This window comes from Aeromonas sp. 6P (assembly GCF_051919525.1).
GTDB classification, from domain to species: Bacteria; Pseudomonadota; Gammaproteobacteria; order Enterobacterales; family Aeromonadaceae; genus Aeromonas; species Aeromonas veronii.
In genome coordinates this window covers 125001-148801 of sequence record NZ_JBQBEO010000002.1, presented here as the reverse complement: position 1 = coordinate 148801, position 23801 = coordinate 125001, and the positions used below count along the sequence as shown (strand labels likewise).

General features: G+C 59.6%; 17 protein-coding genes, 1 tRNA gene and 3 rRNA genes (1 of these 21 only partly in view). 4 read left to right on the top strand and 17 right to left on the bottom strand.

Annotated elements, in window-relative coordinates:
- Positions 1-297: 297 nt before the first annotated feature.
- On the bottom strand, positions 298-1014 hold the full coding sequence (gene rph / locus ACTG2J_RS00730; RefSeq protein ID WP_005339589.1) for a ribonuclease PH: 717 nt from the start codon (positions 1012-1014) through the stop codon (positions 298-300).
- A 147-nt stretch (positions 1015-1161) separates the two neighbouring features.
- Between rph and ACTG2J_RS00725 the strand changes: the two genes are divergently transcribed.
- Complete coding sequence (locus ACTG2J_RS00725; RefSeq protein ID WP_005357447.1) at positions 1162-2025, top strand: YicC/YloC family endoribonuclease; 864 nt, start codon at positions 1162-1164, stop codon at positions 2023-2025.
- 90 nt (positions 2026-2115) lie between these two features.
- Here ACTG2J_RS00725 and ACTG2J_RS00720 read toward each other — a convergent pair whose 3' ends face one another.
- The 4 genes from ACTG2J_RS00720 to ACTG2J_RS00705 form a co-directional block, all read right to left on the bottom strand.
- Positions 2116-3147, bottom strand: coding sequence for a DUF2955 domain-containing protein (locus tag ACTG2J_RS00720; protein ID WP_335812556.1), 1032 nt, complete (start codon positions 3145-3147; stop codon positions 2116-2118).
- Positions 3137-4261 carry an HlyD family secretion protein gene (locus tag ACTG2J_RS00715; protein ID WP_338710917.1) on the bottom strand — a complete coding sequence of 375 codons (1125 nt, stop codon included), beginning with the start codon at positions 4259-4261 and terminating at the stop codon, positions 3137-3139. Before ACTG2J_RS00715 ends, ACTG2J_RS00720 begins: the two co-directional genes overlap by 11 nt.
- A 39-nt stretch (positions 4262-4300) precedes the next feature.
- Complete coding sequence (locus ACTG2J_RS00710) at positions 4301-4795, bottom strand: permease (protein ID WP_335812558.1); 495 nt, start codon at positions 4793-4795, stop codon at positions 4301-4303.
- Between the two features lie 163 nt (positions 4796-4958).
- Positions 4959-5864, bottom strand: coding sequence for a LysR substrate-binding domain-containing protein (locus ACTG2J_RS00705; RefSeq protein ID WP_041209462.1), 906 nt, complete (start codon positions 5862-5864; stop codon positions 4959-4961).
- A 120-nt stretch (positions 5865-5984) separates the two neighbouring features.
- Here ACTG2J_RS00705 and ACTG2J_RS00700 point away from each other — a divergent pair, with 120 nt between their 5' ends.
- Positions 5985-7112: an S-(hydroxymethyl)glutathione dehydrogenase/class III alcohol dehydrogenase gene (locus ACTG2J_RS00700; protein ID WP_439997070.1), complete on the top strand. Its 1128-nt coding sequence runs from the start codon at positions 5985-5987 to the stop codon at positions 7110-7112.
- Positions 7113-7160: 48 nt separating this feature from the next.
- Entirely contained in the window at positions 7161-7997 is an 837-nt protein-coding gene (fghA, locus tag ACTG2J_RS00695) for an S-formylglutathione hydrolase (protein WP_439997069.1), read from the top strand.
- A gap of 50 nt (positions 7998-8047) precedes the next feature.
- Here fghA and ACTG2J_RS00690 read toward each other — a convergent pair whose 3' ends face one another.
- Positions 8048-8770 carry a head GIN domain-containing protein gene (locus ACTG2J_RS00690; protein ID WP_439997068.1) on the bottom strand — a complete coding sequence of 241 codons (723 nt, stop codon included), beginning with the start codon at positions 8768-8770 and terminating at the stop codon, positions 8048-8050.
- 363 nt (positions 8771-9133) lie between these two features.
- Here ACTG2J_RS00690 and ovoA point away from each other — a divergent pair, with 363 nt between their 5' ends.
- Positions 9134-11284 carry a 5-histidylcysteine sulfoxide synthase gene (gene ovoA, locus ACTG2J_RS00685; RefSeq protein WP_439997067.1) on the top strand — a complete coding sequence of 717 codons (2151 nt, stop codon included), beginning with the start codon at positions 9134-9136 and terminating at the stop codon, positions 11282-11284.
- 79 nt (positions 11285-11363) lie between these two features.
- On the opposite strand, the gene ACTG2J_RS00680 is transcribed toward ovoA, so the two are convergent.
- The 11 genes from ACTG2J_RS00680 to ACTG2J_RS00630 form a co-directional block, all read right to left on the bottom strand.
- Positions 11364-12314, bottom strand: coding sequence for a bile acid:sodium symporter family protein (locus tag ACTG2J_RS00680; protein WP_439997066.1), 951 nt, complete (start codon positions 12312-12314; stop codon positions 11364-11366).
- A gap of 295 nt (positions 12315-12609) precedes the next feature.
- Positions 12610-14055, bottom strand: a complete 1446-nt coding sequence (locus ACTG2J_RS00675) for an amino acid permease (protein WP_439997065.1) — start codon at positions 14053-14055, stop codon at positions 12610-12612.
- Positions 14056-14221: 166 nt separating this feature from the next.
- Positions 14222-14560, bottom strand: a complete 339-nt coding sequence (locus tag ACTG2J_RS00670) for a tRNA-binding protein (RefSeq protein ID WP_005342042.1) — start codon at positions 14558-14560, stop codon at positions 14222-14224.
- A 76-nt stretch (positions 14561-14636) separates the two neighbouring features.
- Complete coding sequence (locus tag ACTG2J_RS00665) at positions 14637-16082, bottom strand: amino acid permease (RefSeq protein WP_439997064.1); 1446 nt, start codon at positions 16080-16082, stop codon at positions 14637-14639.
- Positions 16083-16185: 103 nt separating this feature from the next.
- Positions 16186-16641 (bottom strand): beta-galactosidase subunit beta, encoded by a 456-nt coding sequence (locus tag ACTG2J_RS00660; protein ID WP_439997063.1) that lies wholly within the window; start codon positions 16639-16641, stop codon positions 16186-16188.
- Positions 16638-19712, bottom strand: a complete 3075-nt coding sequence (gene ebgA, locus ACTG2J_RS00655) for a beta-galactosidase subunit alpha (RefSeq protein ID WP_113740292.1) — start codon at positions 19710-19712, stop codon at positions 16638-16640. Before ebgA ends, ACTG2J_RS00660 begins: the two co-directional genes overlap by 4 nt.
- A 321-nt stretch (positions 19713-20033) precedes the next feature.
- Positions 20034-20999, bottom strand: coding sequence for a transcriptional regulator EbgR (ebgR, locus tag ACTG2J_RS00650; RefSeq protein WP_113740291.1), 966 nt, complete (start codon positions 20997-20999; stop codon positions 20034-20036).
- A 165-nt stretch (positions 21000-21164) separates the two neighbouring features.
- A 5S ribosomal RNA gene (gene rrf, locus ACTG2J_RS00645) occupies positions 21165-21279 on the bottom strand.
- Positions 21280-21306: 27 nt separating this feature from the next.
- Positions 21307-21382 (bottom strand) — tRNA-Thr (locus ACTG2J_RS00640).
- Positions 21383-21428: 46 nt separating this feature from the next.
- Positions 21429-21543 (bottom strand): 5S ribosomal RNA (rrf, locus tag ACTG2J_RS00635).
- A 125-nt stretch (positions 21544-21668) separates the two neighbouring features.
- Positions 21669-23801, bottom strand: a 23S ribosomal RNA gene (locus ACTG2J_RS00630); it runs 756 nt beyond the window's last position.

Here is a 23801-nt window from a genome sequence, read left to right as displayed (position 1 = left end):
AAAAAACGCGGTCAATGCCGCGTTTGCAGGATCTGTTGACGCTTCGTCACAGCCGCGACGGAGTCGGTTTTTGCGCAGAACTAGGCATGAGATGCGAAGTTTGGTAATCCAAACGAGGCATCGAATAACGACGTTATGCACAAAAACCGCCCCGTCCCTACGGGTTGCGTGGCAAAGGATGCCATGCGTTGTTGCAGGACTTGCCAAGGGAATAACCATTGGCGGCATCCTGCGCCTAGCCTGGCATCCTTTGACACTGCAACGCGACTTGTGCCGAAACATCAACAGGTCCTGGTATCAGGAGAGCGACTGCTTCTGCAGCGCAATGATGTCGGCGATGCCGCCCTTGGCGAGGGCCAGCATCTCCAGCAGCTCTTCGTGGGTGAAGGGCTCGGCCTCCGCGGTGCCCTGCACCTCGATGATGCGACCATCTTCGGTCATCACCACGTTCATGTCGGTCTCGGCGGCGGAGTCTTCGATGTACTCCAGATCGCAGATGGCTTCACCCTGATACATGCCGACGGAGACGGCGGCGATCATCTGCTTGAGCGGGCTCTGCTTGATCATGCCCTTCTCAACCATCCAGTTCAGCGCATCCACCAGCGCCACGCAGGCACCGGTAATGGAGGCGGTACGGGTGCCGCCATCGGCTTGCAGCACATCACAGTCAACTGTGATGGAGTGCTCGCCCAGCGCAGTCAGGTCTACCGCCGCGCGCAGGGAGCGGGCGATCAGACGGGAGATCTCCAGAGTACGGCCACTCTGCTTGCCGGAGGCCGCTTCGCGGTTCATCCGGGAGTGGGTGGAGCGCGGCAGCATGCCGTATTCGGCAGTCACCCAGCCCTGATTCTTCCCTTTCAGGAAGCGCGGCACGCTGGTGTCGACGCTGGCGGTGCAGAGCACGCGAGTGTTACCGAACTCCACCAGCACTGAGCCTTCTGCATGTTTGGTGAAATTGCGGGTAATGGTAACCGGGCGAAGTTGCGCGGCACTGCGATCGCTTGGACGTGACATGGAACGGACCTCTGGGCTGGCTCAAATTGGCGGGGGATTATAAGTGATCCCGCCCCAAATATCAGCCGCTAAAACCACGGCATCGGCTGACGAGCAGGGCCGGGCTGAGTATACTGGCCGCACACTTCATCAAGCCCGGAACAATCAATGATTCACAGCATGACCGCCTACGCCCGCAAGGAATTCAAGGGCGACTGGGGCACAGCCGTTTGGGAAATTCGTTCGGTCAACCAGCGCTATCTGGAAACCTACATTCGCCTGCCGGAGCAACTGCGCAGCCTGGAGCCGGTTCTGCGTGAGCGTTTCCGCGCCAAGCTGCAGCGCGGCAAGGTGGAGTGCAACCTGCGTTTTGAAGCCGCTCAGGCCGCCGCCAGCCAGCTGCACATCAATGAAGAACTGGCCAAGCTCATCATCGACAGCGCCAGCTGGGTAATGAAAGAAGCGGGCCAGGGCCAGCTCAACCCGGTCGACGTGCTGCGCTGGCCCGGCGTCATGGCCGCCGCCGAGCAGGACATGGACGCGGTCGCCACCGAGCTGCTCGGCGGTTTTGACCAGACCATGGAAGATTTCCTCGCCTCCCGCGCCAGCGAAGGGGCCAACCTCAAGGCGCTGATCGAACAGCGTCTGGCCGGTATTCAGGTGGAAGTGAAGAAGGTGCGCGTCCACCTGCCGCAGATCATCGAATGGCAGCGCCAGAAGCTCACCGACCGTCTGGCCGAAGCCAAGGTGGAGCTGGATCCGGCCCGCATCGAGCAGGAGATCGTCATGCTGGCCCAGAAGATCGACGTGGCCGAAGAGCTGGATCGTCTGGAGATGCACATCAGCGAGACCAACAAGATCATGAAGAAGGGTGGCGCCTGTGGCCGTCGTCTCGACTTTATGATGCAGGAGTTCAACCGCGAGTCGAACACCCTTGGCTCCAAGTCCATCAACGCCGAAGTGACCCAGTCCGCCGTCGAGCTGAAGGTCCTTATCGAGCAGATGCGCGAGCAGATCCAGAACATCGAGTGATCGATTAACCCTCGCTTGCCAATAAAAAGAGCCCCTGATTTCTCAAGGGCTCTTTTTTATGACTACGGCAGAAGCGGTAGAGGCAGGTTCTCAGCCGGGGTGGTGGCCGGCTCGCTGCACTGCCACCTCGGCAGGCGACCTGGGCTGCATGATGATCAGTGCCATTACCCCCAGGATCACCGCCAGCATCACCGAGCCAAAGCGGATCATGCCATCGCTCAGCGCATCGATGCTAGTCGAGGTGATCGAGTAGAACACCAGTACCACATAACTCGAATAGAGCAGCTGGATCGAGTTGTAACTGGCCTTTTTCTCGACTGCGTGGATCCCCATAAACAGGGCGCACACCAGAGTGACCCCCAGTTGCCCAATCAGGTTGGTTTGAAACACGCACATGATCAGGGGCGGCACGGCATAGAGCACGCTGGCATAGGTGGTCAGCAACCGCCGGATACCGTAGTTGTGCCCCAGCGCCGGATTGGGATCCTTGATAATCAGCGCGACCACGATGGCAATGATGGTGCTCTGCTCCAGATCCAGGGTGATACCGACACAGAGAGTGGTCAGCACCAGCACCGCCTTGAACAGGGTGTGCCAATCCTGATGAGGCGTCTTGCCTGCACTGTTGGCTGCAGCAGCGGCATCCGTTAGCGGCTCACCACCCGGGAAGATGAAATAGGCCAGATACGCGGTAAACCCTGCCACGAAGATGTTCTTAAGCAATGCCAGCGGTATCTGGTCGACCGAAATCCCCTTCTGTTTGACGAACACCGCAATCATGGCCGTCGCCACGATGAGCAGGATTGCTATCAGGTCTTGCGCGTTTTTTCGGGTGCGATCCATGCACCAGTAGAATACGCCCAGCAGCGCGAGGTAATAGACATGGGGGTAATCCAGCAACAAGGTTGCCAGCCATGCCTGTATCCAGGAGGTCAGATACAAGACCCCGGCCATCAGAAACACCATGATGAGCGGTGGCGGATTATGGGTGGTGGTGAGAAATACCGCGCACATGGCCGGAGCCAGCAGCGGTAAATCCGTACCAAAGACAAATTGCCAAAACAGCAGTAGCACCGGAAACAGCGCTACCCGCAGCAAGGCATTGGCTGGACTATGAAACATAGCTTATGTAGCTCCATGCCCATATCCAGATATCTGCCAGCCGCTCACCCAGATAGGACTCTCCCGGGTAGAAGGCGACGACAGCACGACCACCGAAACGCGGGTTCACGCCGGGCGGAAGGTCATCAAACTGGATATTGACCGGGAAGCGCTGGGCGCTTGGCTGGGAGGTAGGGGAATCCAGCAACCCGGTGCCGGTATTGACCTGCAGGCTGCCATTGCCACTGCTGCCAAAGCCGATGGAAGTGATTTTGCCGGTGAAGACCTTACCCGGATAAGCATCAAACACCACCTTGACGGCGTCATCCCGCTTCAAATAAGCCAGCGAGTTCTCCCGCACCATGGCGGTCAGCCAGAGTTTATCGGTATTGATGAACGTCAGCAGCGGCTGGCCTGCGCTGGCATAGTTGCCTTTGGCCAGCGCCAGATTGGTGATAACGCCATTGGCGGGCGCCTTCAGCTCGGTATGCTCGAGATTGAGGCGGGCTTGGGCACGCTTGTTGAGCACGGCCTGAATCTCGGGGTTCTCTTCACCGCGCGGGCCAATCTCAAAACGGGCCTTTTCCAGCGCAGAGACGGTTTGCGCCAGATTGGCCTCGGCGGTTTGCAGCTGGGTCAGGCTGTCATCCATGGCTGCACGGCTGATTGTGCCCTTTTTCAGCAGGGCCCGGTAACGCTCCACCTGCAATCTGGCGTTGTTGGCCGCAGCGCGGGCGGAAGCCTCATTGGCTTTCGCAACCTTGATGGAGGCAGAATCGGCATGATAGGACTGGGCCGCTTGCTGCAAAGCGAGCTCGGCCGCCTTCTCCTCCAGCTCAAACGGGGCTTTCTCGATGGTGACCAGCAGTTGCCCTTTCGACACCTCATCGTTATTGGCAGCATGGATGCTGGCCACCGGGCCAGATACCTGCGGAGCAAGACGGATCACCTCGCCATTGACCCTTCCCATATCGGTCATAGGGGTCACCCGATCGGCCCACAGGCTGTAAATCCAGAGAATAAAAACCGCCAGGAAAATACCATAAGTCAGCGAACGGGCCTGCTTGGTCTTGTCCTGTGCGGCAGGCACGGTAGCGGCCGTTTTCTCGGTTGCCGCGCTCTTCGGATCACTCATGAGGGTTATTCCTTTTCTGAAATAAATGGGGAGGCAGAATCAATCCAGAAGGCTGACTTTCTTGAAAATCAGATTCTGCTTGGTGCGATACTCGATAAACAAGGTGATAACAAAAGCAAATCCACCGACCAGAATGGCGGCCCAGAAGCTGGAGACGGCCATTTCACCCATGTATTTGGTCCAGATCACCGCCAGCGCCACAAACCAGCCGAACAGGGCGGCACACTGGGTAATCGCGATAGGCAGCATGGTGCGCAAGAACGAGGGATTGAAGCTGCTCTGCAGCGCAGGACGAGCCTTGTGCAGATGGCTGACGAACAGCTTTGCGGTGATCAGCGACAGTATGATCCCCAGACCAAAGGTCAGGGATACTGCCTCGCCCCACACTGATGTCTGCTCGTGGGCAATGGCATTGACCGACAAGGGAACAGAATCGACCCCCTTGAAATGCCAGTGTGCAATCAAGCCGTTGATCACACCGTTAATCAAGCCTGCGACAAGAGAGTCCTGAAGCCGGATATCTGGTTTTGACATTAATTAACTTCCTCATCACTGAATACAAAAATGGCTACAAATGCGAAGAGCCGACTCTGGCATATTCACAGCTCGGCCTGCTCCCATCTATCTGATTGGGGATGATACTCGATTCTTGATGACTCTGTTATGTATACGAGCTTCCACTGAAGCCCGGCATACCCTAACCAATCGGCATCACCAGCGCCGGTTGGTGCGGGTCGCTCAGCCGCTCGGCCAGATAGTCCACAAGCAGCCGCACCTTGGGGGAGAGGTGGCGGTTATGGGGATAGAGAGCCCAGATCCCCTCGGCCGGCGCTCGCAGTTCCGGCAGCAGCTCGATAAGCTCCCCCCGGGCCAGATGGTCACTCACGTAGTAGTCCGGCAACTGGATGATGCCGATCCCCTTGAGCGCCGCATCCAGCAGGGCATGGCCGCTGTTGCACTGCAACAGGCCGCGCACCCGCACGCTGTGGGGGCGACCATCCAGAGTGAAGTGCCACTCGTCGCTGTTGCCCACCAGACAGGTGTGGCGGGTGAGCTCGGAGAGGCTGTTGGGTATGCCGTGGCGGGCGGTGTAAGCCGGTGAGGCGCACACATAGGGCACCCGCTGCGCCAGCTTGCGCGCCACCAGCGTCGAATCCTTGAGATGACCTAACCGCAGCGCCAGATCGTAGCCTTCATGCACCAGATCCAGCAGCTGGTTGGTGAGGTTGAGGGTCACCTCCAGCTGGGGGAAGCGCACCATGAAGTCATTCACCAGCGGGGCGATGCGGCTCTCGCCGTAGGAGACGGGGGCCGTGATGCGCAGCGACCCTTGCGGCACCGCCTGATGGCGCCCCACCGCCAGCTCTGCCTCGTAGAGGTTGTCCAGCAGCTGACGACAGTGGCGATAGTAGATCTCGCCAAGCTCGGTGAGCCGCACCTGACGGGTGGTGCGCAGCAGCAGCTTGGCCTGCAGCCGATCCTCCAGCTGCGCCACCTGACGGCTCACTTGCGCCACCGATACTCCCAGCTTGCGTGCCGCCGGAGTAAAGCCCCCCTGCTCCGCCACGCTGACAAATTCACAGATCCCTTCCCAGCCGAACATTATTACCTGTGTGTAAAAGTGATTTGAGATTTGCCCTCATTATCACCAAATCGGCGGGAAACTACACTGACTGTCCGAACTCATCTCTGTTCACCCTGCTCAACAAGAAGGATGTCATTCATGGCACAGGTTCAAAGCATCAAGTGTAAGGCCGCCATCGCCTGGGGTCCGGGTCAGCCCCTCTCCATCGAAGAAGTCGAGGTCATGCCACCGCAAGCGGGCGAAGTGCGGGTGCGCATCGTCGCGACCGGCGTCTGCCACACCGATGCCTTCACCCTCTCCGGTGAAGATCCGGAAGGGGTCTTCCCCTGTATTCTCGGCCACGAGGGGGGCGGCATCGTCGAATCGGTCGGCGAGGGCGTCACCAGCGTCAAGGTAGGCGATCACGTGATCCCGCTCTACACCCCCGAGTGCGGCGAGTGCAAGTTCTGCAGATCCGGCAAGACCAACCTCTGCCAGAAGATCCGCGCCACCCAGGGCAAGGGGCTGATGCCGGACGGCACCACCCGCTTCTCGAAAGATGGCCAGCCCATCTATCACTACATGGGCACCTCCACCTTCAGCGAATACACGGTGCTGCCCGAGATCTCCATCGCCAAGGTGGACCCGGCCGCCCCGCTGGAGGAGGTCTGCCTGCTCGGCTGCGGCGTCACCACCGGCATCGGCGCCGTGATGAACACCGCCAAGGTGAAGGAGGGTGAGAGCGTCGCCATCTTCGGTCTGGGGGGCATCGGCCTCTCGGCGGTGATCGGTGCCCGTCTGGCCAAGGCCGGTCGCATCATCGCTATCGACATCAACGAGAGCAAGTTTCCGCTTGCCCGCAAGCTGGGCGCCACCGACTGCATCAACCCGAACGATTACGACAAACCGATTCAGGAGGTGATCGTCGAGCTGACCGACGGCGGCGTCGACTTCTCCTTCGAGTGCATCGGCAACGTCAAGGTGATGCGTGCGGCGCTGGAGTGCTGCCACAAGGGTTGGGGCGAGTCGGTCATCATCGGCGTCGCCGGCGCGGGTCAGGAGATCAGCACCCGTCCGTTCCAGCTGGTGACCGGTCGGGTCTGGCGCGGCAGCGCCTTCGGCGGGGTACGCGGTCGCAGCGAACTGCCGAGCTATGTGCAGCGCTACATGCAGGGTGAGTTCCGCCTCGATGACTTCATCACTCACACCATGGGGCTTGAGCAGATCAACGAGGCATTCGATCTGATGCACCAAGGCAAGAGCATCCGCACCGTCATCCACTACTGAGCATGATCGCCCCGCCCGCCATCGTGGGCGGGGTACAGGAGTCCTTCGATGAATCTGGAGATTATCAGCAGCAACAAGAGCTTCGGCGGCTGGCACAAGCGCTATCGCCACCACGCCAGCGTGCTCGGCTGCGAGATGAATTTTGCCATCTATCTGCCGCCTCAGGCCCTCACCGGCCAGAAAGTCCCAGTACTCTACTGGCTCAGCGGCCTCACCTGCACCGATGAGAACTTTATGCAGAAGGCGGGTGCCCAGCGTATCGCCGCCGAGCTTGGCATCGCCCTGGTGGCGCCGGACACCAGCCCCCGCGGCGACGGCGTAGCGGACGATCCCGGTTATGACCTCGGCATGGGCGCGGGCTTTTACGTCAATGCCAGCCAGAGCCCCTGGCAGGCGCACTACCAGATGTATGACTACGTCACCCGCGAACTGCCTGACTTGATAGAGACCCACTTCCCGGTCTCGACCCACCGCGCCATCAGCGGCCACTCCATGGGCGGTCACGGTGCGCTGATCGCCGCGTTGCGGGAGCCCGGTCGCTACCGCTCGGTGTCGGCATTCAGCCCGATCTGCCATCCAAGCCGCAGCCCCTGGGGCCAGAAGGCGCTCGGCGCCTATCTCGGCAGCAATCCCTTGTTGTGGCAGGAGTGGGATGCCTGCCAGCTGCTGCGCCACCAGCCGGTCACGCCGCTGCCCACCCTAGTAGATGTGGGGCTGGATGATCCCTTCCTCGCCGAGCAGTTGCATATCGATGCGCTGGCCGAAGTGGCCGCCAGCAAGGAGTGGCCACTGGAGCTCAACCGCCACGAGGGCTATGACCACAGCTACTACTTCGTGGCGAGCTTTATCGAGGCGCACCTGCGCTTTCACGCCCGCCACCTCTGATCAAAACAGGCCCGTTGCGGGCCTGTTTCAGTTGTGGTGATCGGTTGATATCAGCTGCCCGCTCGGGTCACGCCGCCGGAGCCTGCGATCTGCTGCTCTACCTTGGGATCGCCCCAGTAGGCGATGTTGCCTGAGCCGGCGATGCCGACTTTCAGCGTCTCCTGCGCCCGCACCGCCACATCACCGCTGCCGGCGATATTGACCTCTACCTGGTTGCCGCGCATCTCGCTCCCGAGCACATCGCCAGCACCGGCAATGTTCAGCTCGATGGCCTGTGCCGAACCGCTGCCCAGCTCCAGACTGCCGGTGCCTGCGATATTCCCTTCCAGCCGTTTCAGCTCCAGCTGACTGGCGACGATACCACCTGTTCCCGCCACTGACAGCTCCAGCGCCTCGCCCTTGAAGCCGTGCAGATCGCCGTTGCCGGTACCTGCCAGCGCCATTTCACTGAGCTCTGGCAGGATGATGGTGATCTCCAGCGGTTCGGTAGGCCGCAGTCGGTAACCCTCCTTTACCTCGATCTCCAGCTTGCTGCCGCGCTCACTCAGCTCCAGATACGGCAAGAGATTTGCCTGCCCCTTGATCAGGATGCCGCGCTGCGCCCCCGCCACCAAATGGAGGGTGGCCGGAGTTCCCGCCAGCACACGGGTCACCCGCTCGCCCAGTGCCTGCTGGCGCTCGACCACAGCCCCCGCGCCGGTCACTCTGGTCTGATCCAGCCAGTGACACCCACTGAGCCCCGCCATCAACATGACAACCATCATCCATTTCATCGCTACTCTCCTCCTTATGTGTTGGCCACCCAGGGCCAATTGGTTTTCATGCTCTGCAAAGCGTGAGCCAAAAATTAACCTAATGATTCAAAAGGAAATAACTTTTTCACCCAGAACAGAACGAAGAATTAAGAGAGCCATTTAGACCATATTTTGGTGAAAATAACCATTCTCGAACGGATATGATCGTGGCTGATTGGCGGGTCGTCCTGCCGGTCACTATGCTGACAGCCCGTGGAAGTTTTTAATTGCCCTGCCGGTCTGTTGAGCCAATAGTGGTACTTCGTGCGTACCAAGCTCTCCATTGCGGTAATGTCATTACCACTGTCTTGTCAGTCTTCACTGCCAACAAGGAGTCAGAGCGTGACCCAAGCAAGCCCTCTCTATGCCACTGCCATCGGTCTGCCGGAGCCGACTCGCACCCCGCTGCTGACCGGCAGCGATCCCGAGCAGAAACGGCGCGAGCTGCTCACCTACTTTTGCCAGACCTTCGATCTCTACGATTCGCTGTTCGACTGTCTGGCCGATGAGCGGGCCTGGTTCAACAAGGCGATCCCGCTGCGCCACCCGCTCATCTTCTACTACGGCCACACCGCCGCCTTCTTTATCAACAAGCTGCTGGCGGCGCGCCTGATCGATCAGCGGCTGGATGCCCGCATCGAGGCCATGGTCGCCATCGGGGTGGACGAGATGAGCTGGGACGATCTGGACGAGACCCACTACGACTGGCCCAAGGTCAGCGAACTGCGCAGCTATCGAGCCAAAGTTCGTACGCTGGTGTGCGATTTCATTCGCCAGATGCCGCTCACCCTGCCCATCGACTGGCAGAGCCCGGCCTGGGTGATCCTGATGGGGATAGAGCACGAGCGCATCCACCTCGAGACCTCCAGCGTGCTGATCCGCCAGCTGCCGCTCGCCTGGGTGCGACCGCAGCCTTATTGGCCCGCCTGCACTGAAGCCCGCCACCGAATTGATCAGGTGCCCGCCAACAACCTGCTGCCGGTGGCCGGCGGCAAGGTGTGCCTTGGCAAGCGGGACGCCACCTACGGCTGGGACAACGAATATGGCGAGCGCCATATCGAGCTGGCCCCGTTTCAGGCCAGCCGCATGCTGGTGAGCAATGCCGAGTACCTCGCCTTCGTACAGGCGGGCGGCTACGGCCAGCAACAGTGGTGGGATGAGGAGGGATGGGGCTGGTGCCAGTACGCCAAGGCGCAGATGCCCACCTTCTGGGTCGGCGACCCCGCCGAACCCGGGCAGTTGCAGCTGCGGCTGATGACCGAGCAGGTCGTCATGCCATGGGACTGGCCGGTGGAGGTCAACCAGCTGGAAGCGGCTGCCTTCTGCCGCTGGAAGGCGGCCCGGACCGGACTCCCCATCCAGCTGCCGAGCGAGGCGGAATGGATGCTGCTGCGCGAGCAGCTACCCGGCGATCAGCCGGACTGGACGGAGGCACCCGGCAATATCAATCTGGCCCGTTTTGCCTCCTCCTGCCCGGTGGATGCCTGCCCGCAAGGGGAGTTCTTCGATCTGGTGGGCAATATCTGGCAGTGGACCAGCACCGCCATCGACGGTTTCGACGGCTTTAAAATCCACCCGCTCTACGACGACTTCTCTACCCCCACCTTTGATGGCAAGCACACCCTGATCAAGGGGGGCAGCTGGATCAGCACGGGCAACGAAGCGCTCAAATCATCCCGTTACGCCTTCCGGCGCCACTTCTTCCAGCATGCGGGTTTCCGCTATCTGGTCTCCCGTTATCAGGAACCCGTTATCGTGAATCCCTATGAAACCGACACGCTGGTCGCTCAGTACCTCGACTTCCAGTACGGCCCGAGCCACTTCGGGGTCGCCAACTACGCCAAGACGCTTGCTGATCTTGCTGGCGAGCTCTGCAGCAACCACCAGCGGGCGCTGGATATCGGCTGCGCCACCGGCCGCGCCAGCTTCGAACTGGTCCGCCACTTCCAGCATGTGGACGGGGTCGACTACTCGGCCCGCTTCATCGATGTGGCGCTGGCCCTCGCCAGCCAGGACAGCTTCCGCTACGCCATTCCGCTGGAGGGTGAACTGGTGGAGTATTGCGAGGCGCGCCTGTCGAGCCACGGGCTGGGGGCGAGTCAGGCTGAGCGCATCCACTTCAGTCAGGGGGATGCCTGCAACCTCAAGCCCAAATATGACCACTATGATCTGGTGCTCGCCTCCAACCTGATCGACCGGCTGCGGGAGCCCGCCCGCTTCCTGCGGGATATCGCTCCCCGGCTGCGCAGCGGTGGCCTGCTGGTGCTCACCAGCCCCTACACCTGGCTGGCGGAATATACCCCGCCCGCCAACTGGCTCGGCGGCATTCGTGAAAACGGCGAGGCGCTCACCACCTATCAGGCGCTGCAACGACTGCTGGCGGCGGAGTTCGAGGAGCACTGCCCGCCGCGGGATGTGCCCTTCGTCATCCGCGAGACCGCCCGCAAGTACCAGCACACGGTGGCGCAGCTCACCGTCTGGCGCAAACGCTAATCCGCCGATCGGCATGCAGATGAGAAGAGGGAGGCCAACGGGCCTCCCTCTTGTTATGACAGCAAATACGGCGCGAGTATCACTCTCCCTGCTCGTGATAGCGGCGCGCCAGCACGGCGCAGACCATCAGCTGGATCTGGTGGAAGATCATCAGCGGCAGCACCATCACCCCGACGCTGGCGGCCGGGAACATGACGTTGGCCATCGGCACCCCGTTGGCGAGGCTCTTCTTGGAGCCGCAGAAGACGATGGTGATCTCGTCCGCCTTGTCGAAACCGAGACGACGGCTGATCCAGACGTTCCAGCAGAGCACCAGCGCCAGCAAGACGCAGCTCAGCAGCACGATACTGGCCAGGTCGTACCAACCTACTTGGTGCCAAATCCCCTGCACCACCGCCTCGCTGAAGGCGACATAGACCACCAGCAGGATGGAGCTCTGATCCAGCTTGCCGATGAGCGGGCGGTGGCTATCGACCCAGCGGCCGATGAGCGGACGGGACAAATGCCCCACCACAAACGGCAGCATCAGCTGCACCATGATGGACTGGATGGAGTGCCAGGTGTCGATCCCCTCCCCCTGCACGTGGATCATCATCCCCACCAGCACCGGCGAGAGGAAGATGCCGAGGATGCTGGAGGCCGAGGCGCTGCACACCGCCGCCGACACATTGCCCCCCGCCATCGAGGTGAAGGCGATGGCCGACTGCACGGTGGCAGGCAGGGCACAGAGATAGAGGAAGCCGAGGTAGATGGCCGGGCTCAGCCAGCCCGGTACCAGCGGGGTGAGCAGCAGCCCGAGCAGCGGAAACAGCACGAAGGTGCTGAGCATCACCACCAGATGGAGCCGCCAGTGACCGAGGCCCGCCAGCAGGTTCTGGCGCGACAGCTTGGCGCCATGCATGAAGAACAGGAGAGCCACCGCCAGCTTGGTCAGCAGACCGAACCAGACGGCTGCCTGCCCCTCGCAGGGAAAGAGGGAGGCCAGGGTGACCACCGCAATCAGCACAACAGTAAAGGGATCCAGACGCACGAAAGGTCTCCATCAGAAGGGCATCCTGCTGCCGTGGCGACAGTCAGGATTGGGGAGGACAAGAAACAGAGCGGGAGATGTCTGGCACCTCCCGCTAAAGCGAACCTCCAGCTTACCCCGATAACGGAGAGGCGCAAAGTTGAGCGGCGAATAATTGTTCATCAATGCTTAACGCCTTCGCCATATCGAGCAGCAAAAGTTGACGATAAACCGGCCCTGACAGCTCCCAAACGGCTAAAAATGGATAAAAAAACGGGCGACCAAGGCCGCCCGTTCCGCTTTCTCACCCAGCCGATCAGCGCTGGCTGGCCAGCGTGCCGTTGCCGGTTTTCTTCTCATTGCCGGCGAGCTTGCGGGCCTGCCGCTTCTCGAAGCGGGAGATCCACCAGTAGGCCAGCGCCGAGAAGACCGCGGTCATGAAGACGTTGATGAAGAAGGCGCGCACCAGATCCACCCCGGCCGGGAAGGCGGAAGCACTCATGCTCACCACGAAGATGGCGATCAGCACCGACACCACGCCCATCCCGAACTTGCGCGACCCCATGCGGAAGTCGCGGGGAGTGTCGTCATGTTTCCAGCGGAACACGAAGTAGGCCACCATGATGAAGATCGGCGGCAACATGGCGGTACCGGCGGTGAGGTTGATGGCAGTGTTCATCATCTGCTGCACCGACTCGGAGCCGAAGCCGTTGACCACCAGCATCGCGAACACGAAGACAAACTGCCACCAGGCGGCGCGCACCGGCACGCCGTGCTCGTTGAGCTGGGTGGTCTTCTCGCCGTAAACCCCCTGCGGGATCTCGGAGAAGTGGATCTTCACCGGCGCCGAGGTCCACATCATCATGGAGCCGAACATGGCGATAAACAGCACCACGCCGACGAAGCGGCCCACCAGCGCCTCGGAGAGCCCGAAGTACTGGGCCATGCCGGTGAAGATCTCCACCATGCCGCCGGCATAGGTGAGGCTCTCGCGCGGCACGAACACGTTCACCAAGAGGGAACCGACCGCATACATGGCACCGATGACGATACCGGCACTGATGATCACCTTGATGAAGGACTTCTGGCCGCCCTTCACGTCATTGAGGTAGGCCGCCGCCGTTTCGGCACCGCCCGCCGCCTGGAAGATCCAGCACATGATGCCGAGGGTCGCCCAGTTGACGGTGGGAGTCATCGCCTCCAGCGTGATGGGCTGGGCCGGCACATGATCGCCACTCAAAGCCATCAGGGCGCCCAGCACATAGATGGCGAACAGGGCAAATACCCCGTAGGCCACGATCTCGGCAATTTTGCCGAGCCAGCTCGCCCCCTTGGTGGAGATATGGGTCGCAGCCGCAAACAGCACGATGGAGATGATCGAGGTGACCATGGGCGAGAAGCTGTACTCATAGCCCAGCATGGCGTAGGAGGCGTAGGCAATGACGTTGGGCAGCAGGGAGACGAACCAGAACAGGTTCACGAACCAGTAGAGAAACGAGCCCAGATAGGCCATCCGGGTGCCGAGCGGTTTTTTCAGCCAGTCGTACATCCCCGACTCGGAGTTTTTGTTGGCCGAGACGAACTCGGCAATGATGAAGACGAACGGGATGAAGTAGACGATGGTCGCCAGCAGGAAGATAGGGGCGGAACTGAGCCCCAGCTCGATGTTGTTGTTGACGATGTTGCGGACGTTGAACACGGCGGTAAAGGTCATCGACAACAAGGCAAACTTGCCTATGGTGCCGCGTACGGATTCAGACATGGTGTCCTCCAATGGACTCGCGCTCCCTGCGGGGAACGCTGTGACTCTGTGATGTGTTCGGCAAGGGTCTGTCGGCCCCGCCCTTTACTCTCTTGTTATGATCGGGCCACGAGGACGACCTCGTTGGTGAACCGGTACCGTCTCCCGCACCGGCTCGCAATACCATTCAGACGATCGGGGTGCCCGGCGCCATCGGCACCCGCGGTTGCAACAGCACGCTCTGGCTCTCGTCCGGGGTCTCGGCGCAGAGCAACATGCACTCGGATCGCTCGCCGCGCATCTTGGTGGGCTTGAGGTTGGTCAGTACCACCACCTCGCTGCCCATCAGCTCCTCTTCGCTGTAGTAGGGCACCAGACTGGTGACAGTCTGCAGCGGCCGCTCGCCACCCACATCGATCTGGACGATGTAGAGTTTGTCGGCACCGGGGTGACGCACCACCTCCAGCACCTTGCCCACCTTCATCTCGACCCGTTTGAATTCGGCAAACTCGATCGTCTCGCTCATGCTCTTTTCCTTTTCTGGTTCAACGGTTTGCGGGTGGCCAACGGCCACCCGGTTTGATTGAGAGTCAATGCAGTGGCTATGGTGTCTGCATGGCAACCTGCGCCGTCGGCTGGGCCTCTTTCGCGCGTGCTTCGGCGCTGAGGGAGGCTTCGTAGCGGTTGTACTTCCACCAGGCGAAGCCGAGGAAAATCACGATCCCGCCGACGTTGTAGAAGATGATGGTCATGATGTCGGCGCCGGTCGGGAAGGTGGAGGCGAGGAAGCCCACCGAGAAGATGGCGATCAGTACCGACACCACGGCGATGCCGGTGGTGCGCGAACCCATCCTGAAATCCCGCGGCAGGTGGTCGAGCTTCAGCCGCAGATTGAGGTAGGCCAGCATGATGAACAGCGGCGGCAGCATGGAGGCGGCGGCGGTCATGTTGATGACGGTGTTCATCAGATCCTGCGCTGTGTTGGAGCCCAGGGTCGGGATCACCATCAGCGGCAGCACGATGAGGTACTGGATCCAGGCAGCGCGGGCGGGTACGCCGTTCTCGTTCAGCTCGACGGTTTTCTTGCCGAAGATGCCGGCCGGGATCTCGGAGAAGAAGATTTTCACCGGGGTCGCGGTCCACATCAGCAGGGAGCCGAACATGGCGGTGAAGGAGACCAGCCCGACGAAGCGGTTCATCAGGATCTCCGGCAAGCCGAAGTAGGCCGCCAGCCCCTCGAACACCTGCACCGAGCCGCCGGTGTATTTCAGGGTGTCGCTGTGGACGAACACGTTGATCAAGAGCGATGCGATGGAGTAGAGCACCCCGATAAAGATCCCGGCGACGATGATCACCTTCACGAAGGATTTGGAGCCCCCTTTCACGTCATTGACGTAGACCGCCACTGACTCGGCGCCACCGGCTGCCATAAAGATCCAGGTAGTGATGCCGAGGAAGGCCCAGCTGAAATCGGGGATCATCGCCTCTACCGTGATGGGGTCAGCCGGCTGCACCCCGCCCACCAGTGCCGCACCCGCCAGCAGGATGTAGGAGAGGGTCAGCAGCAGCATCAGGGACGAGGTCACCGAGGTGATGGGACCGAGCATCCTGGCACCGTTGGTAGAGACGTAGGTGGCAAAGGCAAACAGCACCATGCTCAATGCCGTGGTCGCCACCGGAGTGAGAATGTACTCGTAGCCGAGAAAGGCATAGGAGGCGTAGGCGATAACCCGCGGCAGCAGCGAGGTGAAGAAGAACAGGTTCACGAACCAGTAGGTGTAGGCGGAGATAAAGGCCCAGCGCCCGCCGAGGGAGCTCTTCACCCAGGCATAAACACCCGCTTCGGAGTTCTTATTCAGTGACACAAATTCCGCAATGATCAGGCAAAACGGAATGAAGTAGAAAATGGTGGCCAGAAAGAACATCGGGGCCGAGGCCAGACCGATTTCGATGTTGTTGTTGATGACGTTGTTGAAGCTGAATACCGCCGCGAAGGTGAGCGACAGCAGACCAAACTTGCCTATCGTATTGCGTTTGGAATCAGACATGGTGCATCTCCAGACCTGTAGTTATTGCCGCGAAAGGGCGAGGCATGGGTTGTAGGGTGAGCCCCGCCCTTCCGGCTTTTATCAGTGCAGAACCAGCGGCTTGTTATTTGTTCTTGAAGTAGCCGCCTTCGACGGTGACCTTGATGATCACCTTGCGCACCGACCCGTCGCCGACAAACCTGTAAGCCTCGTCGTTCTCGAAGATCACCACCTGACCGTTGCCGACTTTCTGGCGCTCACGCACCTCGCCTGCCAGCCACTCGCGGTCTGTGGTGTCGTCATAGGCCTGCTCGACCGCCAGCTCGCTCTTGGCAGCCCACTCCACCGTCTCTTCCCCTTCCAGGTAGTAATGGACGTCGAAGTAGCGGCGCTGCCCCTCGAACAGTGAGGTGGCCGGGCTGGCCCCCTCCTGCAAGCGGTAGGTGAGGGAGTCACCGATGGAGTGGCAGATACCGGGCTTGAGGTTGGCCAGGTTGTTGATGGCCTCCACGCAGCGGCCCCACTTCTTGCCCTCCCGGTAGATGTTTTTGAACAGAGTCAGGTTGTCCAGGGTGATCATGCGAGGTTCCTCCCGCCGTTGATGGTGAGATCGAGCCCGGCCAGCGCAGCCGGATTGAGGTTGCCGCGAGCGATGGGCAGCAGGGTCAGGCCGAAGCTGAACGGCTCGAAGCGCACCCGCCAGGAGTCCAGCACCTCGGAGCCCCAGGAGTTGGAGCCGAGCCCCAGTACCTTGTGATCCAGATTGAGGGTGAGATAACCGCTCGGTTCCAGCTCGTTGATGTGCTGCGCCGCGTGGATATGCTCCCAGCTGTAGGGCCAGACGCTCAGGTTGATGGGGGCATCGGGCCGCACGTAGAGACCGGCGCCGTGGCGGTTGGTCAATGTCGCCCAGCGCACCTGCTGGCGGTTGCCGTTGTCCTGCGGGAAGGGGTAGTGCTCCCACATCTCGCCGACTGTGCTCTGGAAGCTGTCGATCCAGTTGCTCTGGCGGCTGTCCTGATAGTTCTCGCCCGGCCCCATGCCGTAGTAGTGCACCCGGTCGAGATCCTGACGAATGCCCAGCTCGAAGCCGATCTTGGGGATGATGTCGTCATAACCGCCGTAGGGCTGACCGGAGAGTGCCACGTGCAGCTGACCGTTCGGGCTCAGGGTGTAGACGTAGCGGCAGCGCATGCCAAAGTCGAACACCGGCGGCGCAATCAGACTCTCGACCGTTACCTCGACCGCCTCGCCCAGCTGACGCCAGCTCAGAGTGCGGAAGTGCTCCTGCATGATCTGCAGGTGGTTGGGGTGCCACAGGCTCTCGTACTCCTGCTTGTGGTTGTCAATCATCGGCTTGAAGAAGGTGAGACGCGGCGAGCGCTCAATCAGCTCGATACCATCCTGCTGCCAGCTCACCAGCTTGCCGTCGAGGCGCGAGAAGCGCAGGGCGAAGCCGCTGCCACTTAGGGTTAGGTCAAGGCGCTCATCGGCGATATGCAACGGGGTGGCGTTGGGATTGGCAAAGGGCTGCAGCTGGCGAGTCGACTCTTTCAGCTGGAACTGGTACTGGCCCAGCTGGTGCTCCGCCGCGCTATAGCGGGTGGCACTGGCCTTGATGACCCGCAGCTGGACGAAGGTTTCCCTACCATCGAGGGATGGCAGTTCGAGTTGCAGCTCTGTGGTGGCACCGGGGGCAACCCCTTCCAGCCGGATTTGCTGGCTGGCCAGCAGTTCGCCCTCGGCCTTCACTTCGACCAGTAGACGGATATCGTCGAGAGTGGAGAACCAGTAGCGGTTTTCCACCGCCAGCTTGCCGCTGGCCAGATCCAGAGCGCGCACCTTGACCGGGCAGATCACCTGCTTGTATTCGCGCAGGCCAGGCCCCGGGGTCTGATCCGGATAGATGAGGCCATCCATGCAGAAGTTGTAGTTGTTGGGGTAGTCGCCGTAGTCGCCGCCGTACTTGTAGACGGCACGCCCCTGCTCGTCCTGATCCAGAATGCCGTGATCGCACCACTCCCAGATGTAGTGGCCCTGAATGTGGGGATGGCGGTCGAACACCTGCTGATATTCGCTGAGGCCACCCGGGCCGTTACCCATGGCGTGGGCGTATTCGCAGAGGATGCGCGGCTTCTCCATCGGGAACTCGCCGAAGCAGTTCATCTGGGAGACGCGCGAATACATGGTGCTCACCACATCCACCACCTCGGCATCGCGATCCTCTTCGTAGTGCACCAGCCGGGTCGGGTCGATCGCCTTGCAGCGCTGGTACATGGCTCTGATGTTGCAGCCGTAGCCGGACTCGTTGCCAAGCGACCAGATGATGATGGAGGGGTGGTTCTTCTGGGCGTGCACGTGGCGCTCGATGCGATCCACGAACACCGGCTCCCAGAAGGGGTCGTCGGTGATGCGGCTGAGATCGCCGACGTTGGCAAAACCGTGGGTCTCCACGTCGGTCTCCGCCATCACGAACAGACCGTACTGGTCGCACAGCTCGTAGAAACGCGGGTCGTTCGGGTAGTGGGCGGTGCGCACCGAGTTGAGGTTGTGCTGCTTCATCAGCACGATATCGCGTTCAACACGATCCATTCCGACCGCACGGCTCTTGAGATGGTCGTTGTCGTGGCGGTTCACCCCGTGCAGCTTGAGGTAGTGGCCGTTGACGTAGAAGAGGCCATCCTTGACCTTGATTTCACGCACCCCGACCCGCTGCGGGATCACTTCCAGCAGCTCGCCCTGACTGTTGTAGAGGGAGAGTTGCAACTGATAGAGGTAAGGATCTTCGGCGCTCCACAAATGGGGGTTGGCCAGATCCAGCGTGAAGCGGCAATCACACTTGCCGTCGATGGCGAGATGATCGAGGGAGCCACTGGCGATCTCGCGGCCTTGATCCAGCAGGGACCAGACCAGACGGTGATCACGGGCGGGCGCCCCCAGATTTTCCAGCTGGATATCGCAGCTCAGGGTGGCACTTTGATTGTCATCGGCCAGCGCGGTGCGGATAAAGAAGTCCTGCACATGGGTGGCCGATTTGCCCACCAGATAGACGTCGCGGAAGATCCCCGCCATCCACCACATGTCCTGATCTTCGATGTAAGTGGAGTCAGCCCACTGCATCACCCGCACTGACAGCAGGTTCTCGCCAATGTTGGCGTAGGCGCTGATATCGAACTCGGCGGTAAGGCGGCTCCCCTTGCTGAAGCCGACATAGTGGCCGTTCACATAGACCTCGAAGTAGGTCTCCACCCCGTCAAACTTGATGATCACCTGCTCGCCGCCCCAGGCCGGGCTCAGCGTGAAGCTGCGCTGATAGGCGCCGGTGGGGTTGTTGGTCGGCACGAAGGGCACGTCGATGGGGAAGGGAAAACCTTCGTCGGTGTACTGCAGCTGGCCATGTCCTTCCATCTGCCACATGTTGGGCACAGTGATCTGGCCCCACTCGCTCATGGGGCTGTGATAGAAGGCCTCCGGTACCTGCAGGGGGTGGTCGAAGTAGTGGAACTGCCACTGGCCGCCAAGGCTCAGAAAACGGCGGCTCAGCTCGCGCTGCATGGTGGCCGCCAGCGCGTGGTCGGCATAAGAGAAGAAGTAGGCACGCGGGGCCAGCCTGTTTTCACCAACGAATTGGACGTTTTCCCAGTTATTCACATGTCCTCCCGGAACAAGGCAACGTTAACTGGGTAAACTCTAGATAAACATTTACTAAATATAAGCTTTGGATTGGTAAAGTTTTAACCTGATCACAATGAACAGATGGTTTTGTGAGCGAGATCAGAAGCGGGAGATAAAGGAGGGCAAGATATGGATGAGTGGCATAGATGTTGATAGCCGTTGGCTGAACTGCAATAAAATCAACTATAAAACAATACGATATGACGTCACGGGATGATATGGGAAATAAGTTTACTTGGGAGAGGAGTCGCACCACCGCAAGATGGCACGACTAAAAAGCAGAGTATTTTACTAAAATCAGCGAGTGGTGCCACGCAGGGTCAACTTGCTCGGTACCAGTACCCGAAGGGGAATATCACGCTCGTCACGCAGCCGCTCAACCAGCAAATTGACCCCCTGGGAGCCCATCAACTCGGAGTGGATCCGCACCGTGGAGAGCGGCGGGAAGGTGAACTTGGCGGTCGGGATATCGTTGACGCTGATAAGCTCGATCTGCTGGGGAATCGCCAGTCCCTTCTCATGAATGGCACGCAGCACACCGATGGCGATGGAGTCGGAGGCGACAAACAGCGCCTTGGGCCAGTCACCCGCCAGCATCTCCTTCGCCAACTGGTAGCCGGAGGCACTGGAGAAGTCCCCACGATAGAGGTCGTTCTCCTGCACCACCCCCAGCCGCTGACCATAATCCCGGAAGGCCAGTTCGCGCAGATCCGGATTCTCATCCTGGCCACCGATATAACCGATGCGCTGGTGTCCCTGAGCGATAAAATAATCCACCACTTGCTGGCTGATCAGGGCGAGATCCACATCGACCGAGTCGAACTCTCCCTGTGAACGGCAGTCGACAAACACCAGCTGGCTGGAACAAGACCTTAGCTGGACGAGACGTTCGGCTGTGAGGGTACCGACCACCAGAATGCCATCCACGGCGCTCAGTTCGCGCCCTTCACCGCAGTTGTAGAGATGAGTCAGTTCGATATTGAGGCGGGCACTTTGGGTCTCGATGCCATAACGGATAGCGAGATAGTAAGGGTCGTTGACCTCGGTACTCTGGGGATAGGCATAGACCACCAGAAAGTGCAGCTTGCTCTTGTGTACCCCCTTGCGGGCGCTGCTGGTCTTGTACTCCAGCCGTTCGGCAATCTCGAAGATCCGCTGCTTGGTCTCTTCCTTGACGCTCAGGCTGGGATCCTCGTTCAGTACCCGGGATACCGTGGCGAGAGAAACCCCCGCTTCCTGTGCAATTTCCTTCAACGTAGCCATCAATACCTCGCTGGCAGCATCACGTGTTAATCGGCAACGGCTAAAGAGTAACGGGCAATCCCTTGATAGCCCAGCACTTTTACTAAAATGCCGGCGGCATGGCAGATTTTTGGAAGTCAGAAATGCAAAAAGGCCTCCCGAATGGGAGGCCTCTTCTAAATAGGTGCCTGACAGTGTCCTACTCTCGCATGGCGAATGCCACACTACCATCGGCGCTACCGCGTTTCACTTCTGAGTTCGGCATGGGATCAGGTGGTTCCACGGCGCTATGGCCGTCAGGCAAAAGCTTTTAAAACTAACTTGAAAATGGTGCTGATACCCAGAATCGAACTGGGGACCTCATCCTTACCAAGGATGCGCTCTACCGACTGAGCCATATCAGCACACTAACCGGTAAAGACCACGCTGGGCGTAATCTTGAAATTGGGTGCCTGGCAGTGTCCTACTCTCGCATGGCGAATGCCACACTACCATCGGCGCTACCGCGTTTCACTTCTGAGTTCGGCATGGGATCAGGTGGTTCCACGGCGCTATGGCCGCCAGGCAAATTCTTAATCCAGAAAGCTGACGTGAGTAACGAGGTTGCCTATTGGCTTGTCGCTATCACTGAATTAGTTAGTAGTTCGCTTGGTATTTGCTACAAGGCCCAGAACACTTCTTGGGTGTTGTATGGTTAAGCCTCACGGGTAATTAGTATGGGTTAGCTCAACACGTCGCCGCGCTTACACACCCCACCTATCAACGTTGTGGTCTCCAACGGCCCTTTAGGACCCTCAAGGGGTCAGGGATGACTCATCTCGGGCTCGCTTCCCGCTTAGATGCTTTCAGCGGTTATCGATTCCGAACTTAGCTACCGGGCAGTGCCACTGGCGTGACAACCCGAACACCAGAGGTTCGTTCACTCCGGTCCTCTCGTACTAGGAGCAACTCCCTTCAATCATCCAACGCCCACGGCAGATAGGGACCGAACTGTCTCACGACGTTCTGAACCCAGCTCGCGTACCACTTTAAATGGCGAACAGCCATACCCTTGGGACCGACTTCAGCCCCAGGATGTGATGAGCCGACATCGAGGTGCCAAACACCGCCGTCGATATGAACTCTTGGGCGGTATCAGCCTGTTATCCCCGGAGTACCTTTTATCCGTTGAGCGATGGCCCTTCCATTCAGAACCACCGGATCACTATGACCTACTTTCGTACCTGCTCGACCTGTCCGTCTCGCAGTTAAGCTGGCTTATGCCATTGCACTAACCTCCTGATGTCCGACCAGGATTAGCCAACCTTCGTGCTCCTCCGTTACTCTTTGGGAGGAGACCGCCCCAGTCAAACTACCCACCAGGCACTGTCCGCGAGCCCGATTCAGGGCCCTGCGTTAGAACATCAAACATACAAGGGTGGTATTTCAAGGACGGCTCCAGCGCAACTGGCGTCACGCCTTCAAAGCCTCCCACCTATCCTACACATGTAGGTTCAATGTTCAGTGCCAAGCTGTAGTAAAGGTTCACGGGGTCTTTCCGTCTAGCCGCGGGTACACCGCATCTTCACGGCGAATTCGATTTCACTGAGTCTCGGGTGGAGACAGCATGGCCATGGTTACACCATTCGTGCAGGTCGGAACTTACCCGACAAGGAATTTCGCTACCTTAGGACCGTTATAGTTACGGCCGCCGTTTACCGGGGCTTCGATCAAGAGCTTCGCTTGCGCTAACCCCATCAATTAACCTTCCGGCACCGGGCAGGTGTCACACCCTATACGTCCACTTTCGTGTTTGCAGAGTGCTGTGTTTTTGATAAACAGTCCCAGCCATCTGGTCACTGCGACTCCCAACTGCTCCATCCGCAAGGGACTTCACTGTCAAGAGCGAACCTTCTCCCGAAGTTACGGTTCTATTTTGCCTAGTTCCTTCACCCGAGTTCTCTCAAGCGCCTTGGTATTCTCTACCCGACCACCTGTGTCGGTTTGGGGTACGATGACTTGTAATCTGAAGCTTAGAGGCTTTTCCTGGAAGCAGGGCATCAATGGCTTCCACACCGTAGTGTGTTCGTCTCGTGTCTCAGTGTTGTGTCTCCGGATTTGCCTAGAAACACCACCTACGCACTTTCACCAGGACAACCGTCGCCTGGCCCACCTAGCCTTCTCCGTCCCCCCATCGCAATTACAAGTCGTGCAGGAATATTAACCTGCTTCCCATCGACTACGCCTTTCGGCCTCGCCTTAGGGGTCGACTCACCCTGCCCCGATTAACGTTGGACAGGAACCCTTGGTCTTCCGGCGAGGAGGCTTTTCACCCCCTTTATCGTTACTTACGTCAGCATTCGCACTTCTGATATCTCCAGCATACCTCTCGATACACCTTCGCAGACTTACAGAACGCTCCCCTACCACTCACACATAAGTGTGAATCCGCGGCTTCGGTGCCTGGTTTGAGCCCCGTTACATCTTCCGCGCAGGCCGACTCGACTAGTGAGCTATTACGCTTTCTTTAAATGATGGCTGCTTCTAAGCCAACATCCTAGCTGTCTGAGCCTTCCCACATCGTTTCCCACTTAACCAGAACTTTGGGACCTTAGCCGGCGGTCTGGGTTGTTTCCCTCTTCACGACGGACGTTAGCACCCGCCGTGTGTCTCCCGGATATTACTTACTGGTATTCGGAGTTTGCATGGGGTTGGTAAGTCGGGATGACCCCCTAGCCCAAACAGTGCTCTACCCCCAGTAGTATTCGTCCGAGGCGCTACCTAAATAGCTTTCGGGGAGAACCAGCTATCTCCGAGTTTGATTGGCCTTTCACCCCCAGCCAC